The organism is Streptomyces sp. DH24 (assembly GCF_029813775.1).
Taxonomy (GTDB): Bacteria; Actinomycetota; Actinomycetes; order Streptomycetales; family Streptomycetaceae; genus Streptomyces.
The window spans coordinates 1-20,226 of record NZ_JARVKW010000051.1 but is presented as its reverse complement, the minus strand read 5'-3'; the positions used below and the strand labels follow the sequence as shown (position 1 = coordinate 20,226).

Annotated in this window: 21 protein-coding genes, 3 pseudogenes and 1 riboswitch; of the genes and pseudogenes, 13 read left to right on the top strand and 11 right to left on the bottom strand. The window is 69.1% G+C overall.

Annotated elements, in window-relative coordinates; translation table 11 throughout:
• Window positions 1-79 precede the first annotated feature (79 nt).
• Window positions 80-829 (bottom strand): class I SAM-dependent methyltransferase, encoded by a 750-nt coding sequence (locus tag QC282_RS28470; RefSeq protein WP_279552452.1) that lies wholly within the window; start codon window positions 827-829, stop codon window positions 80-82.
• The gene (locus tag QC282_RS28465; protein WP_279552451.1) at window positions 798-1,592 is read right to left on the bottom strand and encodes a hypothetical protein; all 795 of its coding nucleotides are present in this window, start codon (window positions 1,590-1,592) and stop codon (window positions 798-800) included. The genes QC282_RS28470 and QC282_RS28465 overlap by 32 nt, the downstream gene beginning before the upstream one ends.
• 251 nt (window positions 1,593-1,843) lie before the next feature.
• Window positions 1,844-1,994: riboswitch (cobalamin riboswitch) on the bottom strand.
• A gap of 269 nt (window positions 1,995-2,263) precedes the next feature.
• On the opposite strand from QC282_RS28465, the gene QC282_RS28460 reads away from it, so the two are divergent.
• Window positions 2,264-3,250, top strand: coding sequence for a ferric reductase-like transmembrane domain-containing protein (locus tag QC282_RS28460; protein ID WP_279552450.1), 987 nt, complete (start codon window positions 2,264-2,266; stop codon window positions 3,248-3,250).
• A gap of 429 nt (window positions 3,251-3,679) precedes the next feature.
• Here QC282_RS28460 and QC282_RS28455 read toward each other — a convergent pair.
• A pseudogene (locus tag QC282_RS28455) lies at window positions 3,680-3,982 on the bottom strand (ATP-binding protein); the annotation flags it as partial.
• Window positions 3,983-4,080: 98 nt separating this feature from the next.
• Complete coding sequence (locus tag QC282_RS28450) at window positions 4,081-4,914, bottom strand: RNA polymerase sigma factor SigF (RefSeq protein WP_279552449.1); 834 nt, start codon at window positions 4,912-4,914, stop codon at window positions 4,081-4,083.
• A gap of 147 nt (window positions 4,915-5,061) precedes the next feature.
• Between QC282_RS28450 and QC282_RS28445 the strand changes: the two genes are divergently transcribed.
• On the top strand, window positions 5,062-6,627 hold the full coding sequence (locus QC282_RS28445) for a PP2C family protein-serine/threonine phosphatase (RefSeq protein WP_279552448.1): 1,566 nt from the start codon (window positions 5,062-5,064) through the stop codon (window positions 6,625-6,627).
• Window positions 6,628-6,634: 7 nt separating this feature from the next.
• On the top strand, window positions 6,635-7,000 hold the full coding sequence (locus tag QC282_RS28440) for an STAS domain-containing protein (RefSeq protein WP_279552447.1): 366 nt from the start codon (window positions 6,635-6,637) through the stop codon (window positions 6,998-7,000).
• 311 nt (window positions 7,001-7,311) lie between these two features.
• On the opposite strand, the gene QC282_RS28435 is transcribed toward QC282_RS28440, so the two are convergent.
• The 3 genes and pseudogenes from QC282_RS28435 to QC282_RS28425 form a co-directional block, all read right to left on the bottom strand.
• Window positions 7,312-7,470: a hypothetical protein gene (locus QC282_RS28435; protein ID WP_279552446.1), complete on the bottom strand. Its 159-nt coding sequence runs from the start codon at window positions 7,468-7,470 to the stop codon at window positions 7,312-7,314.
• A gap of 785 nt (window positions 7,471-8,255) precedes the next feature.
• Window positions 8,256-9,042, bottom strand: a pseudogene (locus QC282_RS28430) (transposase).
• A 58-nt stretch (window positions 9,043-9,100) separates the two neighbouring features.
• Window positions 9,101-9,454, bottom strand: a complete 354-nt coding sequence (locus QC282_RS28425; RefSeq protein ID WP_279552473.1) for a hypothetical protein — start codon at window positions 9,452-9,454, stop codon at window positions 9,101-9,103.
• An 837-nt stretch (window positions 9,455-10,291) separates the two neighbouring features.
• Here QC282_RS28425 and QC282_RS28420 point away from each other — a divergent pair.
• From QC282_RS28420 to QC282_RS28400, 5 genes are all read left to right on the top strand, one after another.
• On the top strand, window positions 10,292-11,275 hold the full coding sequence (locus QC282_RS28420) for a YihY/virulence factor BrkB family protein (protein ID WP_279552445.1): 984 nt from the start codon (window positions 10,292-10,294) through the stop codon (window positions 11,273-11,275).
• A 157-nt stretch (window positions 11,276-11,432) separates the two neighbouring features.
• On the top strand, window positions 11,433-11,999 hold the full coding sequence (locus tag QC282_RS28415; RefSeq protein WP_279552472.1) for a VanZ family protein: 567 nt from the start codon (window positions 11,433-11,435) through the stop codon (window positions 11,997-11,999).
• 335 nt (window positions 12,000-12,334) lie between these two features.
• Window positions 12,335-12,535 carry a hypothetical protein gene (locus QC282_RS28410; protein WP_279552444.1) on the top strand — a complete coding sequence of 67 codons (201 nt, stop codon included), beginning with the start codon at window positions 12,335-12,337 and terminating at the stop codon, window positions 12,533-12,535.
• Between the two features lie 344 nt (window positions 12,536-12,879).
• A complete protein-coding gene (locus tag QC282_RS28405) occupies window positions 12,880-13,236 on the top strand; it encodes a PRC-barrel domain-containing protein (RefSeq protein ID WP_279552443.1) in 357 nt (118 codons plus the stop codon).
• A gap of 36 nt (window positions 13,237-13,272) precedes the next feature.
• The gene (locus tag QC282_RS28400) at window positions 13,273-13,443 is read left to right on the top strand and encodes a hypothetical protein (protein ID WP_279552442.1); all 171 of its coding nucleotides are present in this window, start codon (window positions 13,273-13,275) and stop codon (window positions 13,441-13,443) included.
• A gap of 94 nt (window positions 13,444-13,537) precedes the next feature.
• Here QC282_RS28400 and QC282_RS28395 read toward each other — a convergent pair whose 3' ends face one another.
• The gene (locus QC282_RS28395; protein WP_279552441.1) at window positions 13,538-13,825 is read right to left on the bottom strand and encodes a hypothetical protein; all 288 of its coding nucleotides are present in this window, start codon (window positions 13,823-13,825) and stop codon (window positions 13,538-13,540) included.
• A gap of 153 nt (window positions 13,826-13,978) precedes the next feature.
• Entirely contained in the window at window positions 13,979-14,554 is a 576-nt protein-coding gene (locus tag QC282_RS28390) for a class I SAM-dependent methyltransferase (RefSeq protein WP_279552440.1), read from the bottom strand.
• A 1,763-nt stretch (window positions 14,555-16,317) separates the two neighbouring features.
• Between QC282_RS28390 and QC282_RS28385 the strand changes: the two genes are divergently transcribed.
• The 4 genes from QC282_RS28385 (at window position 16,318) to QC282_RS28370 (ending at window position 18,534) form a co-directional block, all read left to right on the top strand.
• Window positions 16,318-16,575: a hypothetical protein gene (locus tag QC282_RS28385; protein WP_279552439.1), complete on the top strand. Its 258-nt coding sequence runs from the start codon at window positions 16,318-16,320 to the stop codon at window positions 16,573-16,575.
• 128 nt (window positions 16,576-16,703) lie between these two features.
• Window positions 16,704-17,438, top strand: coding sequence for a DUF2071 domain-containing protein (locus QC282_RS28380; RefSeq protein ID WP_279552438.1), 735 nt, complete (start codon window positions 16,704-16,706; stop codon window positions 17,436-17,438).
• Between the two features lie 70 nt (window positions 17,439-17,508).
• Window positions 17,509-18,081, top strand: a complete 573-nt coding sequence (locus tag QC282_RS28375; RefSeq protein ID WP_279552437.1) for a hypothetical protein — start codon at window positions 17,509-17,511, stop codon at window positions 18,079-18,081.
• A 48-nt stretch (window positions 18,082-18,129) separates the two neighbouring features.
• A complete protein-coding gene (locus QC282_RS28370) occupies window positions 18,130-18,534 on the top strand; it encodes a hypothetical protein (RefSeq protein WP_279552436.1) in 405 nt (134 codons plus the stop codon).
• A 67-nt stretch (window positions 18,535-18,601) separates the two neighbouring features.
• Here the strand turns inward: QC282_RS28370 and QC282_RS28365 are convergent, their stop codons facing one another.
• A complete protein-coding gene (locus QC282_RS28365; protein WP_279552435.1) occupies window positions 18,602-19,135 on the bottom strand; it encodes a hypothetical protein in 534 nt (177 codons plus the stop codon).
• Window positions 19,136-19,572: 437 nt separating this feature from the next.
• Here QC282_RS28365 and QC282_RS28360 point away from each other — a divergent pair, with 437 nt between their 5' ends.
• Window positions 19,573-20,058 carry a Rho termination factor N-terminal domain-containing protein gene (locus QC282_RS28360; RefSeq protein ID WP_279552434.1) on the top strand — a complete coding sequence of 162 codons (486 nt, stop codon included), beginning with the start codon at window positions 19,573-19,575 and terminating at the stop codon, window positions 20,056-20,058.
• A 54-nt stretch (window positions 20,059-20,112) separates the two neighbouring features.
• Here the strand turns inward: QC282_RS28360 and QC282_RS28355 are convergent.
• Window positions 20,113-20,226: pseudogene (locus QC282_RS28355) on the bottom strand (IS5/IS1182 family transposase); the annotation flags it as partial.

The window sequence follows — 20,226 nt, the reverse complement described above, 5'->3', positions numbered from 1 at the left end:
GGCGATGACCAGGCGATCCTACGGTTCCCTGAGCCGACGGCAAAAGGGCGTGCGGATCCGGCCGCACGCCCCGCCTTCCTCACGCTTCGCGGACCGCCCGCAGGACGAGCCGCTCGGCGCTCTCGTCGTAAGGGCGTCCGTCGAACCCGCCGAAGACCTCCACGCGGCCGAACCCCGCCTCCTCGGCCATGCGCCGCAGCTCCACCGCGCTGTACACGAACCACGTCAAGGTGGCCCGCGTCACCCGCTCGCCCCGGACCAGCATCCACTCGCTGCGCAGCCGCGCCCACTCGTCCAGCACGGTGTCGGTCTGCACCATCACGTCGTCGCCCCGCCGCACCACCTTGGGCGGGGTGACCCTGCGGGCCAGGAGCTCCTTCCCGGCGAGGTCCAGGACGAGCGTGCCGCCGGGTGCCAGGCAGGTGTGCATGGTGCGCAGCACCCGCTCGTTGTCGGCGGGATCCTCGAAATACCCGAAGGAGGTGAACATGTTGAGGACGACGTCGAAGCCGCCTGGTGCTTCGTACTCGCGTGCGTCGGCCCGCACGTACGTCGCGTCGGCACCGGCGTCGGCCGACCGCTTGCGTGCCCGGTCCAGCATGGCCGGGCTCAGGTCCACTCCGGTCACGCGGTGACCGCGGCGGGCGAGGGGCACGGTGAACACGCCCGGCCCGCAGCACAGGTCCAGCACGCGTGATCCGTCCGGGAGGGCGAGCAGGGGAGAGGTGTCGAGGAGTTCCTCGGCCTGCTCGTAGCGCTGTTCGGAGAAGAGGAAGTCATGGAATTCGGTCCAGAAGTCATCGTCCTGGAATCCGCCCGTCCGTGTCATCGCGCGTCAGTGCTCCTTCATGGTCGCCGTCGGGGACAGGGCACCGCGCCGTGTGGCGGCGCAGCGTGAGCAGCAGAGGGGGAAGCAGCAGGCACTGGGCGGCTGCCAGCAGCCAGAACCAGCCGGTGTGTCCGGCCCGTTCGCCGAGGCTGTACAACTGGCCCCCCAGCACGCCGCTCGCGCAGGCGCCCAGGCCCGCGGCCAGCCGCTGCTGGCCGAAGACCACGGCGTCGGAGCGGGGGCTGCGGCGCAGTGCCTCCAGGTCGTTCTTGAGGAACAGCACGATGTCGCCCAGGGTGATCAGCGCGCCGCCCGTCAGCAGTGCCGCCCGGGTACCGGCCGCCAGCACGGCCAGGCCCGCCGCCAGGCCCGTGAAGCCGACCGCGAGGGCGAGGGCGTACGGCATGCGCCGGATCAGGCCGGACGCGAGCGGCTGTACGACGATGACCAGCGTGAAGCAGACCAGCAGCACCACGCTGTAGAAGGCGCTGGAGGCGCGCTCGACGGCGTACACCGCCAGGAAGTGCTGGAAGTGGAAGTAGAGGTAGAAGGCCAGCGCGTTGGCGGCGAAAGGCAGCAATGCCACGCCGGCCAGCAGGCTCGGGCAGGCCGTTGCCTTCGATTCGGTGGGGTGCGTCCCGTCGGTTCCGGGCAGCCGTGCGTGTCCCGCTGTGACCGCGAGGAACAGCGTCGTGACGGCCGCGAACAGCCAGCCGGGCGAGGACAGGACGAACGGTCCGGCGATGAGCGGGCCGACCGCCATCCCGGCGTTGAGTGCCGCGTTGCGACGGGTGCGTGGATCGTCTGTTCCGGTCCGTCGGACGGCACGTCGGCCCGGGATCGGAAAGGCCGACGCGAAGCGGCTGGGTTCGGCACAGCATCCTCCTCCGTACTGGGCCTTGGACAGCGACAGGGAAGGAGGCGCGGCCGCACGCACGATGTACGACCGCCCATACCGCCGACCCAGTCCACGAGGTCATGTGCACAGCCCGCGCGGGACGCGGGCGCAGTGGCAGGTCTTCGGACTCGCGGGCACATCCGCCGAAAGGGCGGACACCTACCGGCCGTCTCTTCCCCGGCCCTGACGCGGGCCCAGTGACATCGACGGCTTTCGTTCCCACTCACCGCTGCGGGACAGCCCCGGATTCGCACCGGGTTCCCTCTTGCGTCGCGCCGCCGGGGCATCCGGGCGGACGGGAGGCGCGAACCGACTGCGTGCATCAGCGTAAGGGCGCTCGTATTCCTGCGACAGTGGGGATTCGGCGGTTGTCCTGAATGTGAAGGGGAGGCAGAGACCACGTGTGTCCCCGTCCGGCTGTCGTGGCGGCTCTGGCCGGATAACGCCTCAGGGGATCGCTGCCCCATCAGCCAGACTTGTTGCCTCACGACACATGCACACCGTTGCCGCGGTGGCCCGTGCCCGGGAGGCCCCTGATGACGTCAGACACGAGGCCGGACGAAGACGGGGCAGCTGCCCCGCTCGGAAGGCAACGGCCTCCCGGGGACCGCGTCGCTCTGCGCGGCGACCTGCGCTCCGCCCTGCCCGACGCCACTGCGGCGGTGGTGGTCACGGCTCTCGTGTTCGCCCTTCTGTGGGCACGCATGGAGTCGGGTGCTTCGGACACTGTCGCGGTCATGCCGTTCATGGACGATGCCGGCACCTACTGGATGTACTTGCTCAGCCAGGCTTTCGGCTGGTCCGGGCTGCTGTGGGCCTGGGGCACGGTCATGTTGGGTCTGCTTCTGTCGGGACCGCGCCCCGCCCGGCTGCCGGTCTCCCGGCAAGTACTGGAGCGCTGGCACCGCACCACGAGCCTGACGACGATGGCGCTGATGTTCGCGCACGCGTTGATGTTCGCTGCGGAACTCGTACGCTACGAGACGAAGGTGGACTGGGCCGAGCGGCTGTGGGTGGGTTTCGCCGACAGCTTCGTGCCCGGCTGGTACGACTCCGGCACCGGCCGGATCGCCATCCCGCTCGGACAGGGTGCCCTGTACCTGGCGGTCCCGCTCGGGCTGCTGTTCTACGCCCGGCACCGCATCGGAGCGAACACCTGGCGGCGGCTGCACCGTTTCGTGATCGTCGTCTACGTGCTGAGTGTGTGGCACACACTGCTGTACGGAACCAACGTCTGGTACGGGGAGTGGCCGCGCACCGTCCTGTGGCTGCTGCAACTACCTGTCGCCGCACTGCTGTTGATCCGTCTGCTGAGACCTGCTCGGCGGACCGAGCGGCTGGGCCCGCCGAGGGGAGGCGCGGGCGCGGCCCGTCCGGCCTGGTGGGCGCGCGCGGCCGGACGCGTCGTCGCCGGAGCCGTCGTTGCCGGGCTGGTCGTCGTGGTGGTGTCCGGCCGAGACGGCGGACGGGAGCGTCCGACCCATCCGCCCGCGACGGCACCGCACGCCCAGGAAACGGACTGACGGCCGGCACCGAGCGGGCGGCACGGCGTCCTGTCCGTGGTCACCCGTCTGCTTGCCGCACCCGTCGTGCCGGAGGCGACCCACACGGTCCGCACCGCACTGCGGGAGGGACGCGCCCGCTGGCGGGCCCAGGTCGACGAGGCGACCAAGTACCTCACCGACCACGCCGTGCAGCTCCTCTTCGCGTACACCGGGTCGCGGCTCCCGGATCTAGCGGTGCGCTACTCCAGCACCGCGCGCGGGGTGTGGATCTCGGATCTGAGCGAGGACAGCAAACTGACCGCCCTGCAGAACATCACCCAGCACTGCCACGCGCTGTTCTTCGAGAGCCCGGTGGGTGGCGGGCGGTGCCCGCGCCGCACAGCCCGAGGCCCCCGCTTGCTCGCCCGCCCCGCCCGGCCTCACACCGCCGCGGACGCGGGGAACTCCTCAGGGCTGGTGCCCGGAGGCGTTCCCGTCGGGGCCGTCGGCGAGCACGATGGCGGCCATGGTGCGTTTGCCGACCGGTTCCCGGTGCCCTTCGAAGCTCTGGCTCACGGCCATGACGATTTCCAGTCCGTGCTGGCCGATCCGGCGCGGGTCAGGGGTTTTGGGTGTCGGCGGCGTGGGGTCGCTGTCCCAGACGGTGACTCCCACCCGGCCCTTGTTCAGCTGGAGGTCGAGCAGGCATGGGCCGTGTGCGTATTTGCTGGCGTTGGTCAACACTTCGCTGACGACCAGCCGCACCACCCCTGCATTGGGCCTTACGCCTGTCGACACGGTTTTACGCCGGGGCTGGTCGGGTGCCCCGGCCCGGAAAGCCCGGGTGGAGCGTTGCCGACGGCTCGTGGTCAGTGGGTGGTGAGCATGCCTTCGCGCAGTCGGGTCAGTGTGCGGTTCAGCAGGCGCGAGACGTGCATTTGGGACACGCCCAGGTGTTCGCCGATCTGGGCCTGGGTGCGTTCTTCGACGAACCGCATGTGGATGATGCGCCGGTCGCGTTCGTCCAGCTCGGCGATCAGGGGAGCCAGGGCGTGGAAGTCTTCCACCAGCTCCAGGGCCGTGTCCTCGGTGCCGATGAAGTCTGCGAGTACGGTCTCGCCGTCCTCGCTTGAGCCGATGGCGGCGTCCAGGGATGCGGAGTTGTAGCCGTTGGAGGCCAGCATGGCTTCGTTGACCTCGTCCTCGCTCAGGCACATCAGTTGCGCCAGTTCGGTGACGGTGGGGGTGCGGCCCAGCCGGCTGCGCAGTTCCTCGGTGGCCTTGGCCAGCTGGACGCGGGCTTCCTGCAGGCGGCGGGGGACGTGGACGGCCCAGGAGGTATCGCGGAAGAACCGCTTGATCTCACCGACGATGTAGGGGACGGCGAAGGAGGTGAACTCCACCTCGCGACTGATCTCGAACCGGTCAATGGCCTTGATCAGGCCGATCATGCCGACCTGGACGATGTCTTCCATCTCTTCCGGCCCGCGGCTGCGAAAGCGGGCGGCCGCGTAGCGGACGAGGGACATGTTCATCTCGATCAGCGTGTTGCGTGCGTACTGGTACTCGGCAGTGCCTTCCTCAAGCGCCGCCAGCTGGTCGAAGAACAGCCGCGACAGTTCACGGGCGTCCTTGGGAGCCACCTGCGACGGGTTGGCGACCTCCGGCAGTTCGGCTATTCGCGCATCCGCCGTCACCGTCATGATGTGCCCTCCCACGTGTCCGACTCCGTACCGTGCCGGCAACCGCGCACCGACGACAGGGCGCATACCCGCACTCGGCGGGAGCACTCCTGCACATGGGGAAGCAGCATCTTGCATGCGAGGCCACAGCAGGAGCGCCGGAAGGAGGTGAGCGATGCTGCCGCAGATCTGGTGTTCACTGCGGCATTGGCGTTCGGACGTGGACGCGATCTAGGCTGCGTCGGTTCGTGTCGCTCGCTCGCGGTGGCCCATCGACGGAGAGGAAAGCCGATGACGCAGCAGGCTTCGGCGGCCCACCCGGCGCCCGGGCGGCGCCCCGAGCTGGTCCCGGATCCACATGTGGAGGCGGCCCGTATTGCGGCGGTACGCCGCTACGACGTCCTCGACACTCCGCCCGACGGCGCGTTCGACCGGGTGGCGGCCATGGCCGCCCGCCTCTTCGATGTCCCGGTGGCCACGGTCACGATCGTGGACACCGACCGCATCTGGTTCAAGGCCACACACGGCCTGCAGGGCGTCAAGGAGATCGGCCGCGATCCGGGCCTGTGCGGCTCAGCCATTCTGCGCGATGACGCGCTCGTCGTTCCCGACACCCTTCGTGATCCCGTGGCGGCGAAAAATCCGCTGGTCGCCGGAGAAATGGGTGTGCGCTTCTACGCCGCCGCACCGATCATCACCCCCGACGGCCACCGGCTGGGCACGGTCAACGTCCTGGACATCAAGCCGCGCTCCATCACCGAGGACGACATCGCCACACTGGCCGATCTTGCCGCGATCGTGCTGGACGAACTGGAGCTGCGGCTGTCGGCGCTGTGCGCACTACGCACCGAGCAGGAGCGGCGGGAGGTGGAACGGGCGGCGCGGGAACAGGCGGAAAATGACAAAACCGCCATCGCCGCGTTCGCCTCCACCCTCCAGCGCACCCTGCTGCCCCCGGCGCTTCCCGTGGTGCCCGGCCTGGAGCTGGCCTGCCACTATCACACTGCCTCCGTCCATGATGTCGGCGGCGACTTCTACGACGTCTTCCCCGTCGGCGGCAGCCGGTGGGCGTTCTTCCTCGGTGACGTGTGCGGCAAGGGCCCCGAGGCGGCGACCGTCACCGCCCTGGCCCGCCACACCCTGCGCGTCGCGGCCCAGATCGACCCGGACCCTGTCACTGTCCTGCGCACGCTCAATACCGCCCTGCTCACCGACGTCACCGCCGGAAGCAGATTCTGCACCGCCCTCTTCGGCCTCCTGGCACCCCGGGGGGACGGCGGCTTCAGCGTCACAGTGGCCACCGGCGGGCACCCGCCGGCCTACCATGTGCGCCCCGACGACAGCGGCGCGGTATGGGTCAAGGCGGTCCGGCCCAAGGGCGGCATGCTCATCGGAGCCTTCCCCCAGGCACACTTCGCCCAGACCACCTTCTTGCTGGCCCCCGGGGAGGGCCTGTTCCTCTACACCGACGGGCTGACCGAAGCCCGCACCCCCCAGGGCGCCATGCTCGGCGAGGACGGCCTGACCGGCTTCCTCCACCAGCGCACCGGCCCCCTCACCGCCGCCGCCCTGATGGAAGACGCCGTCACGTTGCTGGCCTCAATGCCCGACGGAGCCGGAGACGACGTGGCCCTGCTGGCCCTGTCCGTGTCTGACCCGGAAACCGCACCCGACACCGGCGTCGCCACCACCGCCCACACCACCGCCGCACCCGAACACTTCGGCCGGGAGTGATGAACGAGTGACCCACACGCTTCACCTGACCGCCCAGCACCCCCACCCCGGCCTCGCGGTCGCCATGATCGTCGGGGATGTGGACGTGCAGACGGCGCCGACCCTGCGCTCCGGGGCCATGGAGATCATTCGGCAAGGACACCCGCGCCTGGTCCTGGACCTGGCACAGGTCGGCTTCTGTGACTCCGCCGGTCTCAGCGCGATCATCGGCATCTGGCACGCGGCCCAGGAAGCGGGCGGCTCGCTCAGCCTCGCCGCCGTCCCCGACCGCCTGATGCGCATGCTCAGCATGACCGGCGTCGACTCGTTCCTGCCTGTCCATGCCACAGCCGCCGACGTGACCGACAGCCCGCCCGCCTCCGCACAGAGGTAAGCAATTTCTGGTCTGCCGGACCAGAGGCTTGTGCGGCGATCCAGCGGGGCAGCCACCACGACAGCGGACGCAATTGACATCGGTTCGGGCGGATCGGGGCGAGTTGCATGGGGGCAGACGGCGGGGGATGAGGGACAGAAGACGGGGGCAGTGATCCGCTGTCGGCGTCGGCCGCCTATGACGGCGACTCTTCCCGTACTGATCGAGGGCGTCCAGCCTGCGCGGACTCGGCTGATCCGCCTTTGACGCCGGACCAGGATGGGGCGCTGGAGTTCCAGAACCGTCGGGGCGTCCCATGTTCCAGGTCGCCGTCAGGAGGTAACGAGCCACGAGCAACGGTCGGGCCGCGCGGCCCGACCGGCCTGCTCAACGGCCTCGGCCGGGGTCCGCATGGCCTCAGCCATCTTCTCGGCCACGTCCGCTCGCACCATGCCGAGATGCACGTACGGCTTGCCGCTGTGGGTCACCATCGGGCGCACGCTGCCCCAGACGCTTTCGGGGAGGCCGAGACCGGCCCGCGCCTCGCGGATGGCCTCCGCCGCGTCTCCGTGGCCTGCTTACGGCCGTCCCGGTAGGTCTGCATGTCCATGGTCATCGGCGAGCCCCAGAGGCGTGGTCGCGGATCTCGGTGGCATGCTTCGCGGCCTCCGTGATGTCTCCGAGTTCCTTGGCCGCGTTGAGGCGCTGCCACTCGGACTGGCACGTCTTGCAGTCAGCAATGGGGACGCAGTCCAAAAGCCACGCGTTGAAGCCGACCGGCAGGTCGACGGGCGGTTCCTGAGTAGTCCGGTGTCTCGTGGCCATGGATGCTCCCCACTCTTCGTGACTTCGCTCTGTGACGCTAGGGGCAGCACCGGAACCGAGCTCCTGGCGTGCAGCGTGTCAAACGCTCTCGGAGGCCCAGTAGGAAGGACTCGTTCGAGCCCTGAGCTGATCCGCATCCGCCCTCTGCCCGACCGCAGCCGTCACTACCGGCCGTCCTGTAGTCGTCATCGACATCGTCGAGCACGGTTGGTGAAGAGGCTCCCGGCGGAGTCGTCCACTCGCGGGACTTTCGGGCAACCGGGTCAGTACGGGTGCCTCGAGGCGTGCAAGTTCCGCGTCGACCTGTTCGACGAAGGCCGGTGAACAGGTGTCCGGGCTGGCCAGTGGTTGCCGCAGCACTAGACCCGCGACGAGAACACGGTCGAGCGGAATTCCGGCGAGGTGCTCGTGGCGCCAGGCCATGGCGGGCGCTGCGGGGCTGACTGGTACTTCACGGTGCTCGGCGTTGCGCGCCTCGGCAGTTACAAGCCTCTCTTCGATAGTGCATGCGGGCGATGCCGAGCATGGCGTGGTGGACGCCGTCCCCTTTGAGGCGGCAGTCGCGCAGGATCTTCCAGGTCTTCATTCGGGCGAAGACGTGCTCGACGCGGGCGCGGACCTGCTTGTGCGACTTGTTGTGCGCTTCCTTCCAGTCGGGCAGGTCTTCGCCCTTGCGGCGGCGATGGGCCATGACAAGTCCGGTGCCGGGACAGCCGCCGTCGGAGATCGTGAGTGTCCTGCCGACGGCGGCTTTGGCGCCGTATTCCTCCCACGCCTTGCAGTCGTTGCGGTTGCCGGGCAGTGGTCGGCCGACCACGACGACGAGCCGGGTGTCGGCGTCGATGACGACCTGGTGGTTGGTGGGTACCGGTAGTTCTTCGACTGCTCGGCGATGGTGTGGTCGCGGGTGGGGACCAGGGTGCCGTCCACGATGAGCACGGTGTCCTTGGCGAACCGTTTGCGGGGCTGGAGCGCGAGCATCGGCCCAAGACGGTCGATCACGCGGTCCGCCGCGGATTTGGACACCCCGAACAGCGGGGCAAGCCGGCGCATCGTCAAGTTCGTGCGCCAGTACGCCGCGACCAGCAGTGCCCTGTCCTCCAGGGAGAGGCTCCACGGCCGACCCTTGCGGACCGCATCCGCACCCTCACGCCGCAGCACCGTCAGCAGCTTCCCGAAGGCACGCGGGCTCAGCCCGGGAAACGGGCCATTCAGGACGGCTCCGACGCCGTGATCACACCAGCCGCGCCAGGATCATCGCACCGGTCAGCAGGTCCGTCAGCAAGCCTCCCCGCCTCAGCGGAACTCGTGCACCACCTGAATCTCGCCGACAATGTGGGCGTTGAAGTCGTCCAGCTCCTCGGCCGGAACCCAGAGCTCGAGGATCGTCTGCCCGCCGGCCTGCTGTACGGGATACCGGCTCAAGAACACCGACTCGACCTCAAAACGAGTGACGAACCCGGCGCCATCGTGCTTCACGTTCCAGTCCCGCGCGATCCTGACCGCGTAGTCCTCGTTGAGGACCGGGTAGAAGATCGGCTGCTCGGGCAGCCGGGGCGGCCAGGCACGCCAGTTCAGCTCCCGAACCAGATCCAGCTCCTTGGGGCCGGTGGGGCGCCACAGGGGCGTCGTTGCTCGCTGGCTGGTCATCTGCATCGCTCTCTGAACGTAGGCCGCCCATACGACGGGTCGAGACCGGACGATACCGGCACCGCGAACTCAGCAGCTACGCAGTTTCCGCACCCTCCCAGCTCCGTGACCAGCAGTTACGGGACAGCCCTCAGGCGAACGACGAGCCGCTTCCTGGGACCAATCGTGCTGGCCGCCACGGCGGGGAGAGGGCGATGCTGGGCCGAGCGTCCGGGGGCCATTCAGGCGCAATGTGATGGCTGAGTCGCCGGATCTCTGGGTCGGCACTGAAGTCGTGCCCGACTACGAGGACTGCACTGCCTTCGAGTGCCCAGGCTGCACCAATTTCCAGCACAACACCCCTGAGGTCCCACTGGCTTGGACCGGAACGAGGGGCGAGAAGTTGAGTGCATCGGCCTCGTGCCTGACCGTCGCTGGTGATGTCGGTCGGCCGTGGTGAGTGGTTGTTTGCCCCCTGCGAGTTGGTGACGGCATCGCCGTGGCCGGGAAAGCCGGCCTCGCCCAGCGCAGTGAAGTGACGCTGTCTCCGCGGCTCAGGTGAGGGCGTCGCACAATGCTTCGGCCGGTGTCCATACCAGCCCGGTGTGCGCCTAGACGAGCGCCGCAGCCGCCAGTTGTTGATCTTGAAGCCCTGAAGGGTGAGGGAGTTGGCTGTCCGGCGGAGCAGCGGATAGGTTCTGCGGCACGAACAGATGCGGGTACGCCGATGTCTCCAGGCAGATCGCGCGTCGGTGAGAGGGACGTGCCGCCCGGGGTGACGTACGAACGGCTCGTCGGGGAACCTTGCCAACAGGAGCCGGACGACGGCACACGGCACGAGGGGGAGGCGCCCGTCTGATGAGCAGCTCGCCAACGCCTGCGTTCGAGCCGGGCGGTGCCGACCGCGCGCCGCTGTCCCGCTCCAGAACAGAGATTCCTGCGCACCACTTGCAGACACGCCAGGCAACCACAGCGCCCTTGCCGCCCCCGACGTATGCGCGCGACCTGCCGGGCTGGCAGCACATCGGTACCGCTCTGCGGCGGACCCCTGCCTCGGTGTGGAACGACAACGTGACCGACTTCGCTGCCGCCCTCACCTATTACGCGGTGCTGGCGCTCTTCCCGACGTTCCTTGTCACGGTCTCACTGTTGGGAATCGTCGGCGCTTCGACCACCGACAACCTGATCGCCAACGTGATCGCTGTCGTGCCGGCCGAGTCCCGTCCCGTCATGCAGAGCGCGTTGCAGGGCATGGCGGAGCAGCACACAGCTGCTTGGATGTTGGCCGTCTTCGGCATGATCGGCGCTCTGTGGTCCGCCTCCAGCTATCTGGGGGTTTTCCGCCGGGCCCTGCACGTCATGCACGGCGTTGAGGATCTGCGCCCGGCGTGGAGGACGGCACCACGGCTGGTGATGACCGCCGTGGTGCTGCTGATGCTTCTGGTTTCCAGTGCCCTGGTGCTCATCCTGACCGGCGAAGCGGCCCACACCGTCGGCCGGCTCGTAGGCATGGGCAGCATGGCCGGCACCGCGTGGAACGCGTTGAAATGGCCGCTCCTGCTGTGCCTGGTCGCCATCATGGTGCTGGTGCTGTTCCGTTCGGGCCCGGCCGGGACACGCGGGGTGCGGCAGAGGCTCGTGGGAGACGCTCTGGCCGTGGCCCTGTGGCTCGTCGCTTCCGCCGGCTTCGCCCTCTACGTCTCGCACGTCGGAACGTACAACCGGCTGTACGGATCGCTCGCCGGGATCATCGTCTTCCTGGTGTGGCTGTGGCTGTCCAACCTGGCCCTCCTCACCGGGGCCCAGTTCAACGCCGAACTGGCCAAACTCCGCCGTCGATGACCGACAGGGCATAAGCTGCCCAGCCCTCGTCCCGATCGGCCAGCCACTTCATTCCCTCCCCCCAGGCACCCCCTCCCGCGCAGCGCCTGCCGCTTCACGACGCGGGTATCGGAACGTCCAAGCAAACCAATGTGGCTAGGAGCTTGTAATGGCGCGGATGGTCCTGCGTGACAAGACCTCGACGGAACCCGGGGACCGGGTTCCCGGAAAACCTCCCCTGTCTGTGCTCGGCCGGGTACTGGCCATGCTGCTGGCCTTCGCGGCGATGGTGGGATTCGCGGTGGTACTGGCCCGGCTGACGCTGGAACCGTCGGCGGCGTCCGTGCCGTTGACGCACAGCAATCTGCGCCCTGGTGACTCCATCCGTGCCTATCTCGCCCAGCCCGCGTCCCTCGACACGGTCAAGCAGCTCGGCGGCAATATCGTGATGGGTGTGCCGTTCGGTGTGCTGCTGCCGGTGCTGGTGCCCCGAACGCGAGGGCTGGCCCGGGTTGCGGTGGTCACCGCTCTCGTGATGCTCCTCGTGGAACTCGTCCAAGGAGCCCTGATCATCGGGCGTACCTTCGACATCGATGACGTTCTGCTCAACACCACGGGCGCTCTTCTGGGTTACCTGCTGATCGGCCTCCGGCTGGGCCGTGCAGTGCATCCCCGGCGCCGTCACTGGTGGCACCGGTTCACCAAACATCCGGTGACTGCTACGGATTCGACACAACTCTTCTGAACCACACCCGGCACCCCTGGGCGGGTCAACCATACGGAGGGCTCACCGTATCCCGCAGAACAACGTAGGGAGCCTTTTCAGCCGCCCCTCCGGCGGGTGAGGTGTCGCGCGGTGTCGACGAGGTCGGCGAGCAGGGCGGTCACGACAGTGCTGGTCCGAGCCGCCGTCCATGACGTCAGTGGTGATGCTGGAGCCCGCCCGGGCCGCCGGGCCCGCCGCCGGTCGATGAGGCGGCGATGGCCCGGGCCGGGCTGCGGCCGAGGCCCTGGTGCGGCGGGGGAAGGTTCCCGGGGCAGTCGGCGCGATGGTGATTCCTTCGCAGCGCGGGGGTGCTGGTGGCGGTCGGTGGCGTCGACGGGGAGCTGTACGCCTTCGGCCAGGCACTGGCCGAAGGGTGGGCGGCCCGGCTGCGCGAGGAACTGCCCGAGCTCGCCTCGGACGTGACCAGGCTCCAGGAGAGGCGGGCGGAAGGGCAGGACGCGCCGCCGGCGGACCACTGCTTCGAGCTGGGTGGGTGCACCGATCGGGTCCACTGACCTCGCGCTCCGACGGGGCGACCCTCCCGTCGGCGGCCGGTATGCGGGGGCCATGTCGGACGCGGCAGCGTCCGGACGGGGCGTTGGGGGAACCGGTTTCGGGGCACCCTTCACGGGGTGAGCGTGAACGACCGGAACAGGAGGACGCCGAGAGCCCGGCCGCTGCGGCGGCGGGGCGGGAGGATGTGGGCAGGCTGCCGTGGGCAGCTCGCCGAAGCGATCACCGCGATCCGTTCCCAGGGGCCATGCTGATAGGGCTGACGCCTGCCCGTGCCGGTAAGGGCGAGGGTGACGAGGCGGTGCTGACCGAACCAGACGACAGAGCAGAGTGAGATGGACAGACCATGATCCATGCAGCCGATATCCGTGAGTGGCGCAACCATAGCGTCGTCGACCCCAAGGGCCGCAAGATCGGCGTGCTCGAAGCCGTCTATGTGGACACCACCACCGACGAACCGGCCATGGCCACGGTCCGTATCGGGCTTCCCACCCGTCACCAGCTGGCTTTCGTGCCCCTCGACGAGGCGATCCTGGGACCGGACTACGTCAAGGTCTCCTACGACAAGGCGCTGGTGAAGAAGGCGCCCACGGTCGGCATGGACGACATCCTGCCCGCCGAGGCCGAGGAAGCGATCTTCCAGCACTATGACCTGACCTACCGGCCGGGTGCGGGCGGCGAGAGGCAACTCGCGCGCCGCTGACCGTCCCGTGCTCATCCCGAAGGACGTGTTCGTGTCATGGCTCTGTTCCTGTTTCTCGTTCTGGTCGCCGTCGTGCTGGGAATCGTCGGCGTGGTGGTGGAAGGGCTGGGCTATCTGCTGATCATCGGCATCGTGGTCCTCGTGGCCGCTGTTGCCTTCATCGCGGTGCGCTGGTCCCGGCGCTCCGGCCGCCGCCCCATCCGATAACGCCAGACAGCCCCAGATTTCAACCGCCGCGGCGTTCACCGTGTTTGTCGTCGACACGGCATTGATCCATGAGTCACTGCTGGAAGCTCCACGTTCACGGACGTTCGGGAAGATCCTGGGTGCGGAAGGGCGGTGCACCCGCTGACCACCGCCCGCACGCCGAGCTGACGGTGCGGCCGTCGTCGCTACGGCGGGTGGGCACGATGTCGTTGGTGTACGCCTTTTCGGCTGGTACTTCGAGGGCGAAAGCGTGGCGGGGCACGGTGCGCAGGGCGTTGTTCACCGCGGGGGTGCGGATGTGGCCTGCGTCGGTGAGCTGGTCGGCCAGCTGGTGGCGCAGGGCGCCCATGTCGTCGAGTTCGGTGGTGGGAGGTGTCGTCACGGTGGGCCTTTCGTCGATCGGGTCATGCGGGATCCGCGACGGTGGGTGCGGCGCGGGTCGGAATGCTGGCGTTGGGGGCGTACTGAGCGGCTTGCGCGTCGTGGACGGTGGCGTGGCGGGCCTGAGTGCCGATCTCCGATCGGAAGTGCTGGGTCACGGGCGGAGGGCGAAGCAGGCCAGCCGGTCGAGGTCGACGGCGGTCACGGTGGACCAGCGGGCGGTGAGGAGTTCGACGTCGGGCGTGGTGATGCCCAGGCTCTTGAGGGGATCGTCGTCGGCCCGCCGGTCGGCGAGCTCGGTGACCATCCAGAAGGTCCCGCCGGGGACGAGGAGTTGACGGACCTTTTCCAGGAAGACGGCCTTGTCGGTGATGAACCGGAAGACGAGCCGGCAGGTGATGACCGCGTAGGCGGGGTCGGGCAGCTCGCTCAGGTCGTCAGCGGCGAAGTCCATGACCTGGAATCGGGGCTGACGGCTTGAGTTCGGGCCAGCATCCGTGGCGACGGTGACGGCGCTGGGAGCGCAGTCGATGCCGGTGGTCCGGTAGCCGAGCTGATGGTGCAGGTGGCGGGCCAAGGCGCCGTCGCCGCATCCGACGTCGAGGGCCGGCCGACCGTGCCCGGGGCCGAGGTGGCCGGCGAGGAGTCGCGTCTCGGTGTCGGTGATCTGCCGATAGCGGCGGCCGGAGGCCCACAGGGGTTCCCAGTAGTCGACGGGGGAGGCGGTCACGCGTTGTTCCCTTCGGAGCTTTAGGCGGCTTGGTCCTGCTGGAGGTTCCGCAGGTCCTGCATCAGTCCGGGCCTGGTCGGCGGTGCACGGCATAACGACGCGACGCCGGAATCGAACGCGCTCGATTCCGGACGCGCTGAGGGCCTTGGAGTACAAGGGGGTGAACGTGCGGACGCGGTGTTTTGGGCCGTTCCCGAGCGGAGAGGTCCGGCCGAATCGCCGTCGGAAACGGCTGTGACGAATGAGGTTTCCAGGTGATGATCGACTTGTGACGCTGCCGGGGGGCGGAATGGGCATGTCAGACCAGCTGCGAAGTGCAGACTTCTCCCTTGTCCTGCGTGAGCGCGTACATGTAGTGTTCGGGCAAGCGCCGCGCCCCCAGTCCTGACGCGGCGACGTGCTGTCCAGCTTGCGACGCTGCTCGCCGGTCAGGGATGCGCACGTGACAGCGTGGGTCAGGACGTCCCGGGGGGTACGCGTCCAGAGCAGCTGCATCGGCGAGGACGTCGCGCAACGGGTCCACCCTGGAGCTTGTTCGGTCGCGGGCCAGCTAGAGCGCGGCGAGACCGGCTCGGATCTGGGAGACGGCGGTTGAGGGGGTCAGGTTCGGCGAGCAGTGTGGCTACCTCGCTCAGCGCAAGGTCCAGGTCTGGTTGCGGCACGGGTGCGGACGGGGGTCGGCAGTAGACACGTAGGAGAGACTCAGTCTCGATCGATGAGGCCGTCGGCAGTGCCCGACGAGTCGAGCCGCGGATGCATCGGGTCACCGGTTTCCCCGGCTGTGTGGGATTTCGTGAGACGTGAGAGGGTCTGGGGCGTGAGTGAGACAGTGCCGAACACCCTTCACGGGCCGGAAGAGGCCCCAGTGCTGATCCTGGGTCCGTCCCGCGGTACCACATGGCACGGGTTGTAACGGCGTGCGACGAGAAGCCCCGCAGGTGCGGCCCGGCGGGGCCTCTGAGTACGTGGGGTTACTTGTCCGCCGTGAGCACGTCGCACTCCGGCTCTCCTCTCTCGAGCACCCGAAGGAAGACGCGGTGACGACACGCGTCGCACGGCCGACGCGCAGCATCCGACCCGGGACTCTTCGAGACCAACCAAGTCGTAGCCTTCACCCCTGCAAAGCCCAACGCCTTTCCCGCATTGCGGTCCGCTTTCCTGTAGGCCCCCTCCATACCCTCCATACGGGCTCCGTGCCACGACGAAGTTCCGCCGGGGCTTCTGTGCACAGAGGTTGTGACGCAGTGCAGCGGCTGGCGTGAGCACCGTTGTACTCCGGCCCTCCGCGGGCCAAATCAGTCGTTCCGAGGGTCTCGTTCCGGGCGGTCCAGCAGCCACAGGACCCGGTTCTGCCGCATCCGACGGCGTGGCGTCGTGGTCATGAGCAGCCGGGCCCCCACCTGCACATACCGCAAACGGCCGACCAGGCCGGATGAACCCCGGCAACGGCCCCACGTCAGGAGCAGGCGGGCGAGGACCCGCCGCGGTAGGGCGGCATGGACTGCCTGTTCCTGAGGGACGGCCACGGGGTCGGGGGGTGGTTCCGGTACTGATGGAGGCCGTGCTGGCTGAAGCGCGCGCACTCGGCCTCAGCCAGGTGCAGTGGCAGACCGCGAGGAGAAGCGACGCTATTTCCTGTCTGTCGACGAGAAGTCCGTCGTCTGGAAGCCGGTCATCAGACGCGACTGGGATCCGATGACGGGTACCTGCAAGGGACGACCGGACTGCTCGTCCTCGGCCCGAGGGGAACGAAGGAGGAAACCGTGCAGCGGCCTGATGAGGAACTGCTGGATTTCGATACCGGCGAGCTTGAGGACTGGGACGAGGAGCGCACACGAGCGGCCCTCGACGGCGTACACGGCACGCTCTACCGCAACCACCTCGACATCGCCCTGCACCTCGACCAGTGGGCGGAGGCCGAAAGCCGGCGCACCGACACCGACGCGCGCTACAAGGCGGGTTATACCCAGGCCCTGCGGGACACGGCCGCGTTCCTGCGGCAGACCTACTACCTTCCCTGAGCCGGGCGAGGCGTTTCGCCCGGACGCCCGGCGTCCTGGCCCTCTTCATGGCCCGGCGCGGCGCCGTTCCGCCCGCCGTGCCAGGCACCGTGGGTTTCCTTCGTTCATGCGCAGGGGACCCGACACCCGTGGCGGCATACGGAGCAGAGCAGCGGGTGCGCCTGCCGGCGCTGCGGGCGGGCTGGCTGACGCAGACGTTCGTCCACTGGCAGTTCCGGCCTGAGGCGGTCCAGGCGCTCCTGCCCGGGGGACTGGTCGTGGACGAGTACGAGGGGGCCGCCTGGGTGGGGTTCACCCCCTTTGTCATGGCGGACGTGCGACCACCCGGTGTTCCCGCCTCGCTGCCCGGCCTGCCGACGTTCGCGGAGACCAACCTGCGCACGTACGTACGGCACCGTGACGGCCGGGACGGGCTCTGGTTCCTGTCCATCGAGGTCGCCTTCCCCCCGATGGTGGCGGCCCGGGCCATCGGCGCACCGTACAACCCGGGCACCCTCCGCGTGTCGACGGACGGGGACACCGTCTCGTACTCCGGTTCCCGATGGATCGGTGACGCGTCCTACCGCTTGGTCGTCCGGCCTGGCGACCCGATCGAGCCGACGGAGCGGGACGTGTGGCTGACCTCGCGCTGGCGGGCGTACACCCGCAGGCTCGGCATGCTCTGGGAGACGCCCGTCGAGCACGAGCCGTGGCCGCTGGCCACCGCCGGCGTCGATGTACTGGAGGAGACGCTGACCGCCGCGGCGGGCCTGCGGGAAGCCCCCCTCGGTGAGCCCTTGGTGCATTTCTCGGAAGGAGTCAGGCATGTACGGCTCGGGCCCTCCAGGCCGTGCGTCCCGGAGCACGTCTCCCAGCCTTCCTGACACCCCTCGCCCGAATTCCGGCGCCGTCACGCGACGCCGGCGCGTGCGCTTCGACGGCTGGATCGCGGGCATGGGCACCTCATCCGGCACACGGATCGTGCTCGGACACTGGCAACAGTCACCCTTCGGAGCGTTCAGTGACGTGATGCTGGAGCGGGCCGACGGGCACAGGCTGCTGCTGGCCCCCACACGCGAGACAGCGGACTTCATCAGCGGCACCTACATCTTCGACACGGTCCATGTGGTCCCGGTCGAGGTGAGCGTCACGGACGACGCCTGGACCATCACCGCCGGGCCACTCGACCTGCGTTTCATCACCGGCCGGCGAGGGCTTCTGGGCTTCGCGCTGCGGACCGTGCCCGGCGCGCTCGCCCGCCGTCCGGCATGGAGCGCGCTGACGGACCGGCCCGCCCGCCTGCTGCTGCCCGGCGTGCGCACCCGCGGCAGTGCCGGCCGGGGCCGCCGGGAGTGGTACGGCGCCAGGGACCTGCTGCCGATCCGTGCCGTGTCGGCGGACTACGAGGGCGCGGACCTCGGGGCGATGGCACCGGTCGAGCCGCCCGTGCGCTTCGGGTTCGGTTCGGCGCCGAGGAACCCCTCCGCCACCCGGGTCACGACGACGGTCGAACTCGGCCCGGACTGAGGGCGCCTGGGCAGGGGTACCCGGCCGGAACCTACGAAGGGATGTCTCTTGAGCAGAACCGGAGTGCGGGAGCCCGCCCACACGCTCGCGGTCGCGCACGGTGCCTTCAACATCGTGGGCGGACTGTGGCCCCTGCTGCACCTGCGCAGCTTCGAGTGGGTCTTCGGCCCGAAGACCGACGTGTGGCTGCAGATGACGACGGGCGGACTACTCGCCTCCGCCGGCGTCGCCCAGCTCGCGGCGGCCGGGGACGCGCAAGGCCCGGGCCACGCCCGCCGCATCGGGTTGGGCACCGCCCTCACCCTGCTGGCCGTCGACCTTGTCTACGTACCCAAGGGGCGGATTCGGCCGACGTACCTCCTCGACGCCGCGATGCAGACCGGATGGATCACCGCCTGGCTGCGTTCGTCCCCAGCGCGGAGTACAGGGGACGTCAGGAGCGGCCGACGGTGAACGAGCGGCTTCCCTTGACCGCCCGGACAGCTGCTCCTGACGCGCCGTTCGGTGACGACTGCCGGATTCATGCCCCGTAGGCATGCCTGCGGGGCAGGGGCCCGACGTGGGCGTGGCGGCCGGGGCGGGCGGCGGCGTGGCGCTGTCCGGAACCCGGGCCGCCGCGGGCGGCCAGGACGTCGGCGACGGCACCCGTGGCGAAGGCGTAAACGGCCTTGTGCAGCAGGTCCACGACGAGTTCCTTGCGGGGCCAGGTCTGCGGTGGGGCGCCGACGCCGGTCGCGTTCTCCAGGATCTGGTCGTTGGTGAGGCGGACGACGGCGAACTTGGCTGAGGCGACCGGTCCGCGCAGTCCGGCCTGGGCCATGACCGACCGGAGCACCCCGAGGAGGGCGGCCTGGCCGTAGTGCATGGCCCAGTTGACCGGCAGCGGCTGGGAGCCGGGTCGTTCGGGCAGGCCGGTCAGCCGCTGCAGAACCCGCGCGGGCACATGGGAGTCGGGCCGGCCGGTGACGGCCTGCTCGATCTTCTCGCCGAGAGTCATCACGACGCCTCCGGCGGTACCCGCGAGCAGTCCCTGCCACAGTGCGCGCTTGATCATGCCCTGGCGAGTACCCGGTACGACCGCCTTCACCCACCGGTCGCGCGGCGGTCGGCGTCCCGGTGGGCGGGGAGTACCCCGACCGTGTCGCCCTATCTCTCCCACGCCGCCCGGGCCCGGCACACGGACCGCGCAGAGTACCGGCGAGATCCGCGGCCCGCTACACACCGCCGGAGTGGGCGGCGAGCGCAGGTGCGGATACCCGTGGCGCGAATCGCGCGAAACAGACGTTTCCGACCCCACCTCCTGATGCACGGAGGATGCCGTGTCCTTGGTCGAGAAGCTGCTCGACGCCTACCCCGCCGAGACCGGGATGCCGCCCAGAATGCTGGGTGAGGCGGTCGACAAGCTGTACGAGTGCGCCGGCGTCTGCCTGACCTGCGCCGACGCGGCCGCCGCCGAGCAGGACCCGGAAAAGATCGTGATGTCCATCAAGTGTGCGCCTGGACAACGACTGCGCCGACCTGTGTACGGTCGCGGCCCGGATCCTGGCCCGCCAGACGGGATACGACGCGCCGACGACGATGGCGATCATCGAGGCGACCCGCACGGTCCTGCGCGCGAGCGCGGACGCTGCCGAGGAGTTCGCGGGCACTCCGTACTTCGAGCTGTCCGCGAAGGAGTGCCGCGAGACGGAACAGCTGCTGGGTCGGCCGGCCGAGCAGATGGGATCGAGCGACGCCGGCGAGGGGTACCCCACGTCCCCGCCCAGCGCGACGACGCCTGCCGGAGCCTCCATGGGCGGCGGGGCAGAGATGTCTGGAACGTCCGAGGCGTCGTCCCAGGAGGTCTCCGAGGAGCAACTCCGCGAGATGAACATGGACGAGCTGCGCGACATGGCCCGCGACAAGGGCCTCAGCGGTGTTCACGACATGCGCAAGGAAGAGCTTATCGACGCGATCAGCGGCAAGCGCGGGTCCTAGGGCGGCGAATCGGTGGCCAGGACGGACCGGCATGATCACGCCTTAGACGTCATCTCATTTGGTGAGCCTGCGGTAGCAGATGAGGGTGCAGGCGATGCTGGTGAAGGCGAGGAAGTGGTCTGCTTTGCGTTCGTAGCGCCGGTGGAGGCGGCGGCAGCCGGCGAGCCA

Coding starts and splice junctions, on each gene's coding strand:
- QC282_RS28470 (WP_279552452.1), bottom strand. CDS start 829: ATGACACGGACGGGCGGATTCCAGGACGATGACTTCTGGACCGAATTC.
- QC282_RS28465 (WP_279552451.1), bottom strand. CDS start 1,592: ATGGCGGTCGGCCCGCTCATCGCCGGACCGTTCGTCCTGTCCTCGCCC.
- QC282_RS28460 (WP_279552450.1), top strand. CDS start 2,264: ATGACGTCAGACACGAGGCCGGACGAAGACGGGGCAGCTGCCCCGCTC.
- QC282_RS28450 (WP_279552449.1), bottom strand. CDS start 4,914: ATGACGGTGACGGCGGATGCGCGAATAGCCGAACTGCCGGAGGTCGCC.
- QC282_RS28435 (WP_279552446.1), bottom strand. CDS start 7,470: ATGGTGACCCACAGCGGCAAGCCGTACGTGCATCTCGGCATGGTGCGA.
- QC282_RS28425 (WP_279552473.1), bottom strand. CDS start 9,454: ATGACCAGCCAGCGAGCAACGACGCCCCTGTGGCGCCCCACCGGCCCC.
- QC282_RS28420 (WP_279552445.1), top strand. CDS start 10,292: ATGAGCAGCTCGCCAACGCCTGCGTTCGAGCCGGGCGGTGCCGACCGC.
- QC282_RS28415 (WP_279552472.1), top strand. CDS start 11,433: ATGGTCCTGCGTGACAAGACCTCGACGGAACCCGGGGACCGGGTTCCC.
- QC282_RS28405 (WP_279552443.1), top strand. CDS start 12,880: ATGATCCATGCAGCCGATATCCGTGAGTGGCGCAACCATAGCGTCGTC.
- QC282_RS28400 (WP_279552442.1), top strand. CDS start 13,273: ATGGCTCTGTTCCTGTTTCTCGTTCTGGTCGCCGTCGTGCTGGGAATC.
- QC282_RS28375 (WP_279552437.1), top strand. CDS start 17,509: ATGGGCACCTCATCCGGCACACGGATCGTGCTCGGACACTGGCAACAG.
- QC282_RS28365 (WP_279552435.1), bottom strand. CDS start 19,135: ATGATCAAGCGCGCACTGTGGCAGGGACTGCTCGCGGGTACCGCCGGA.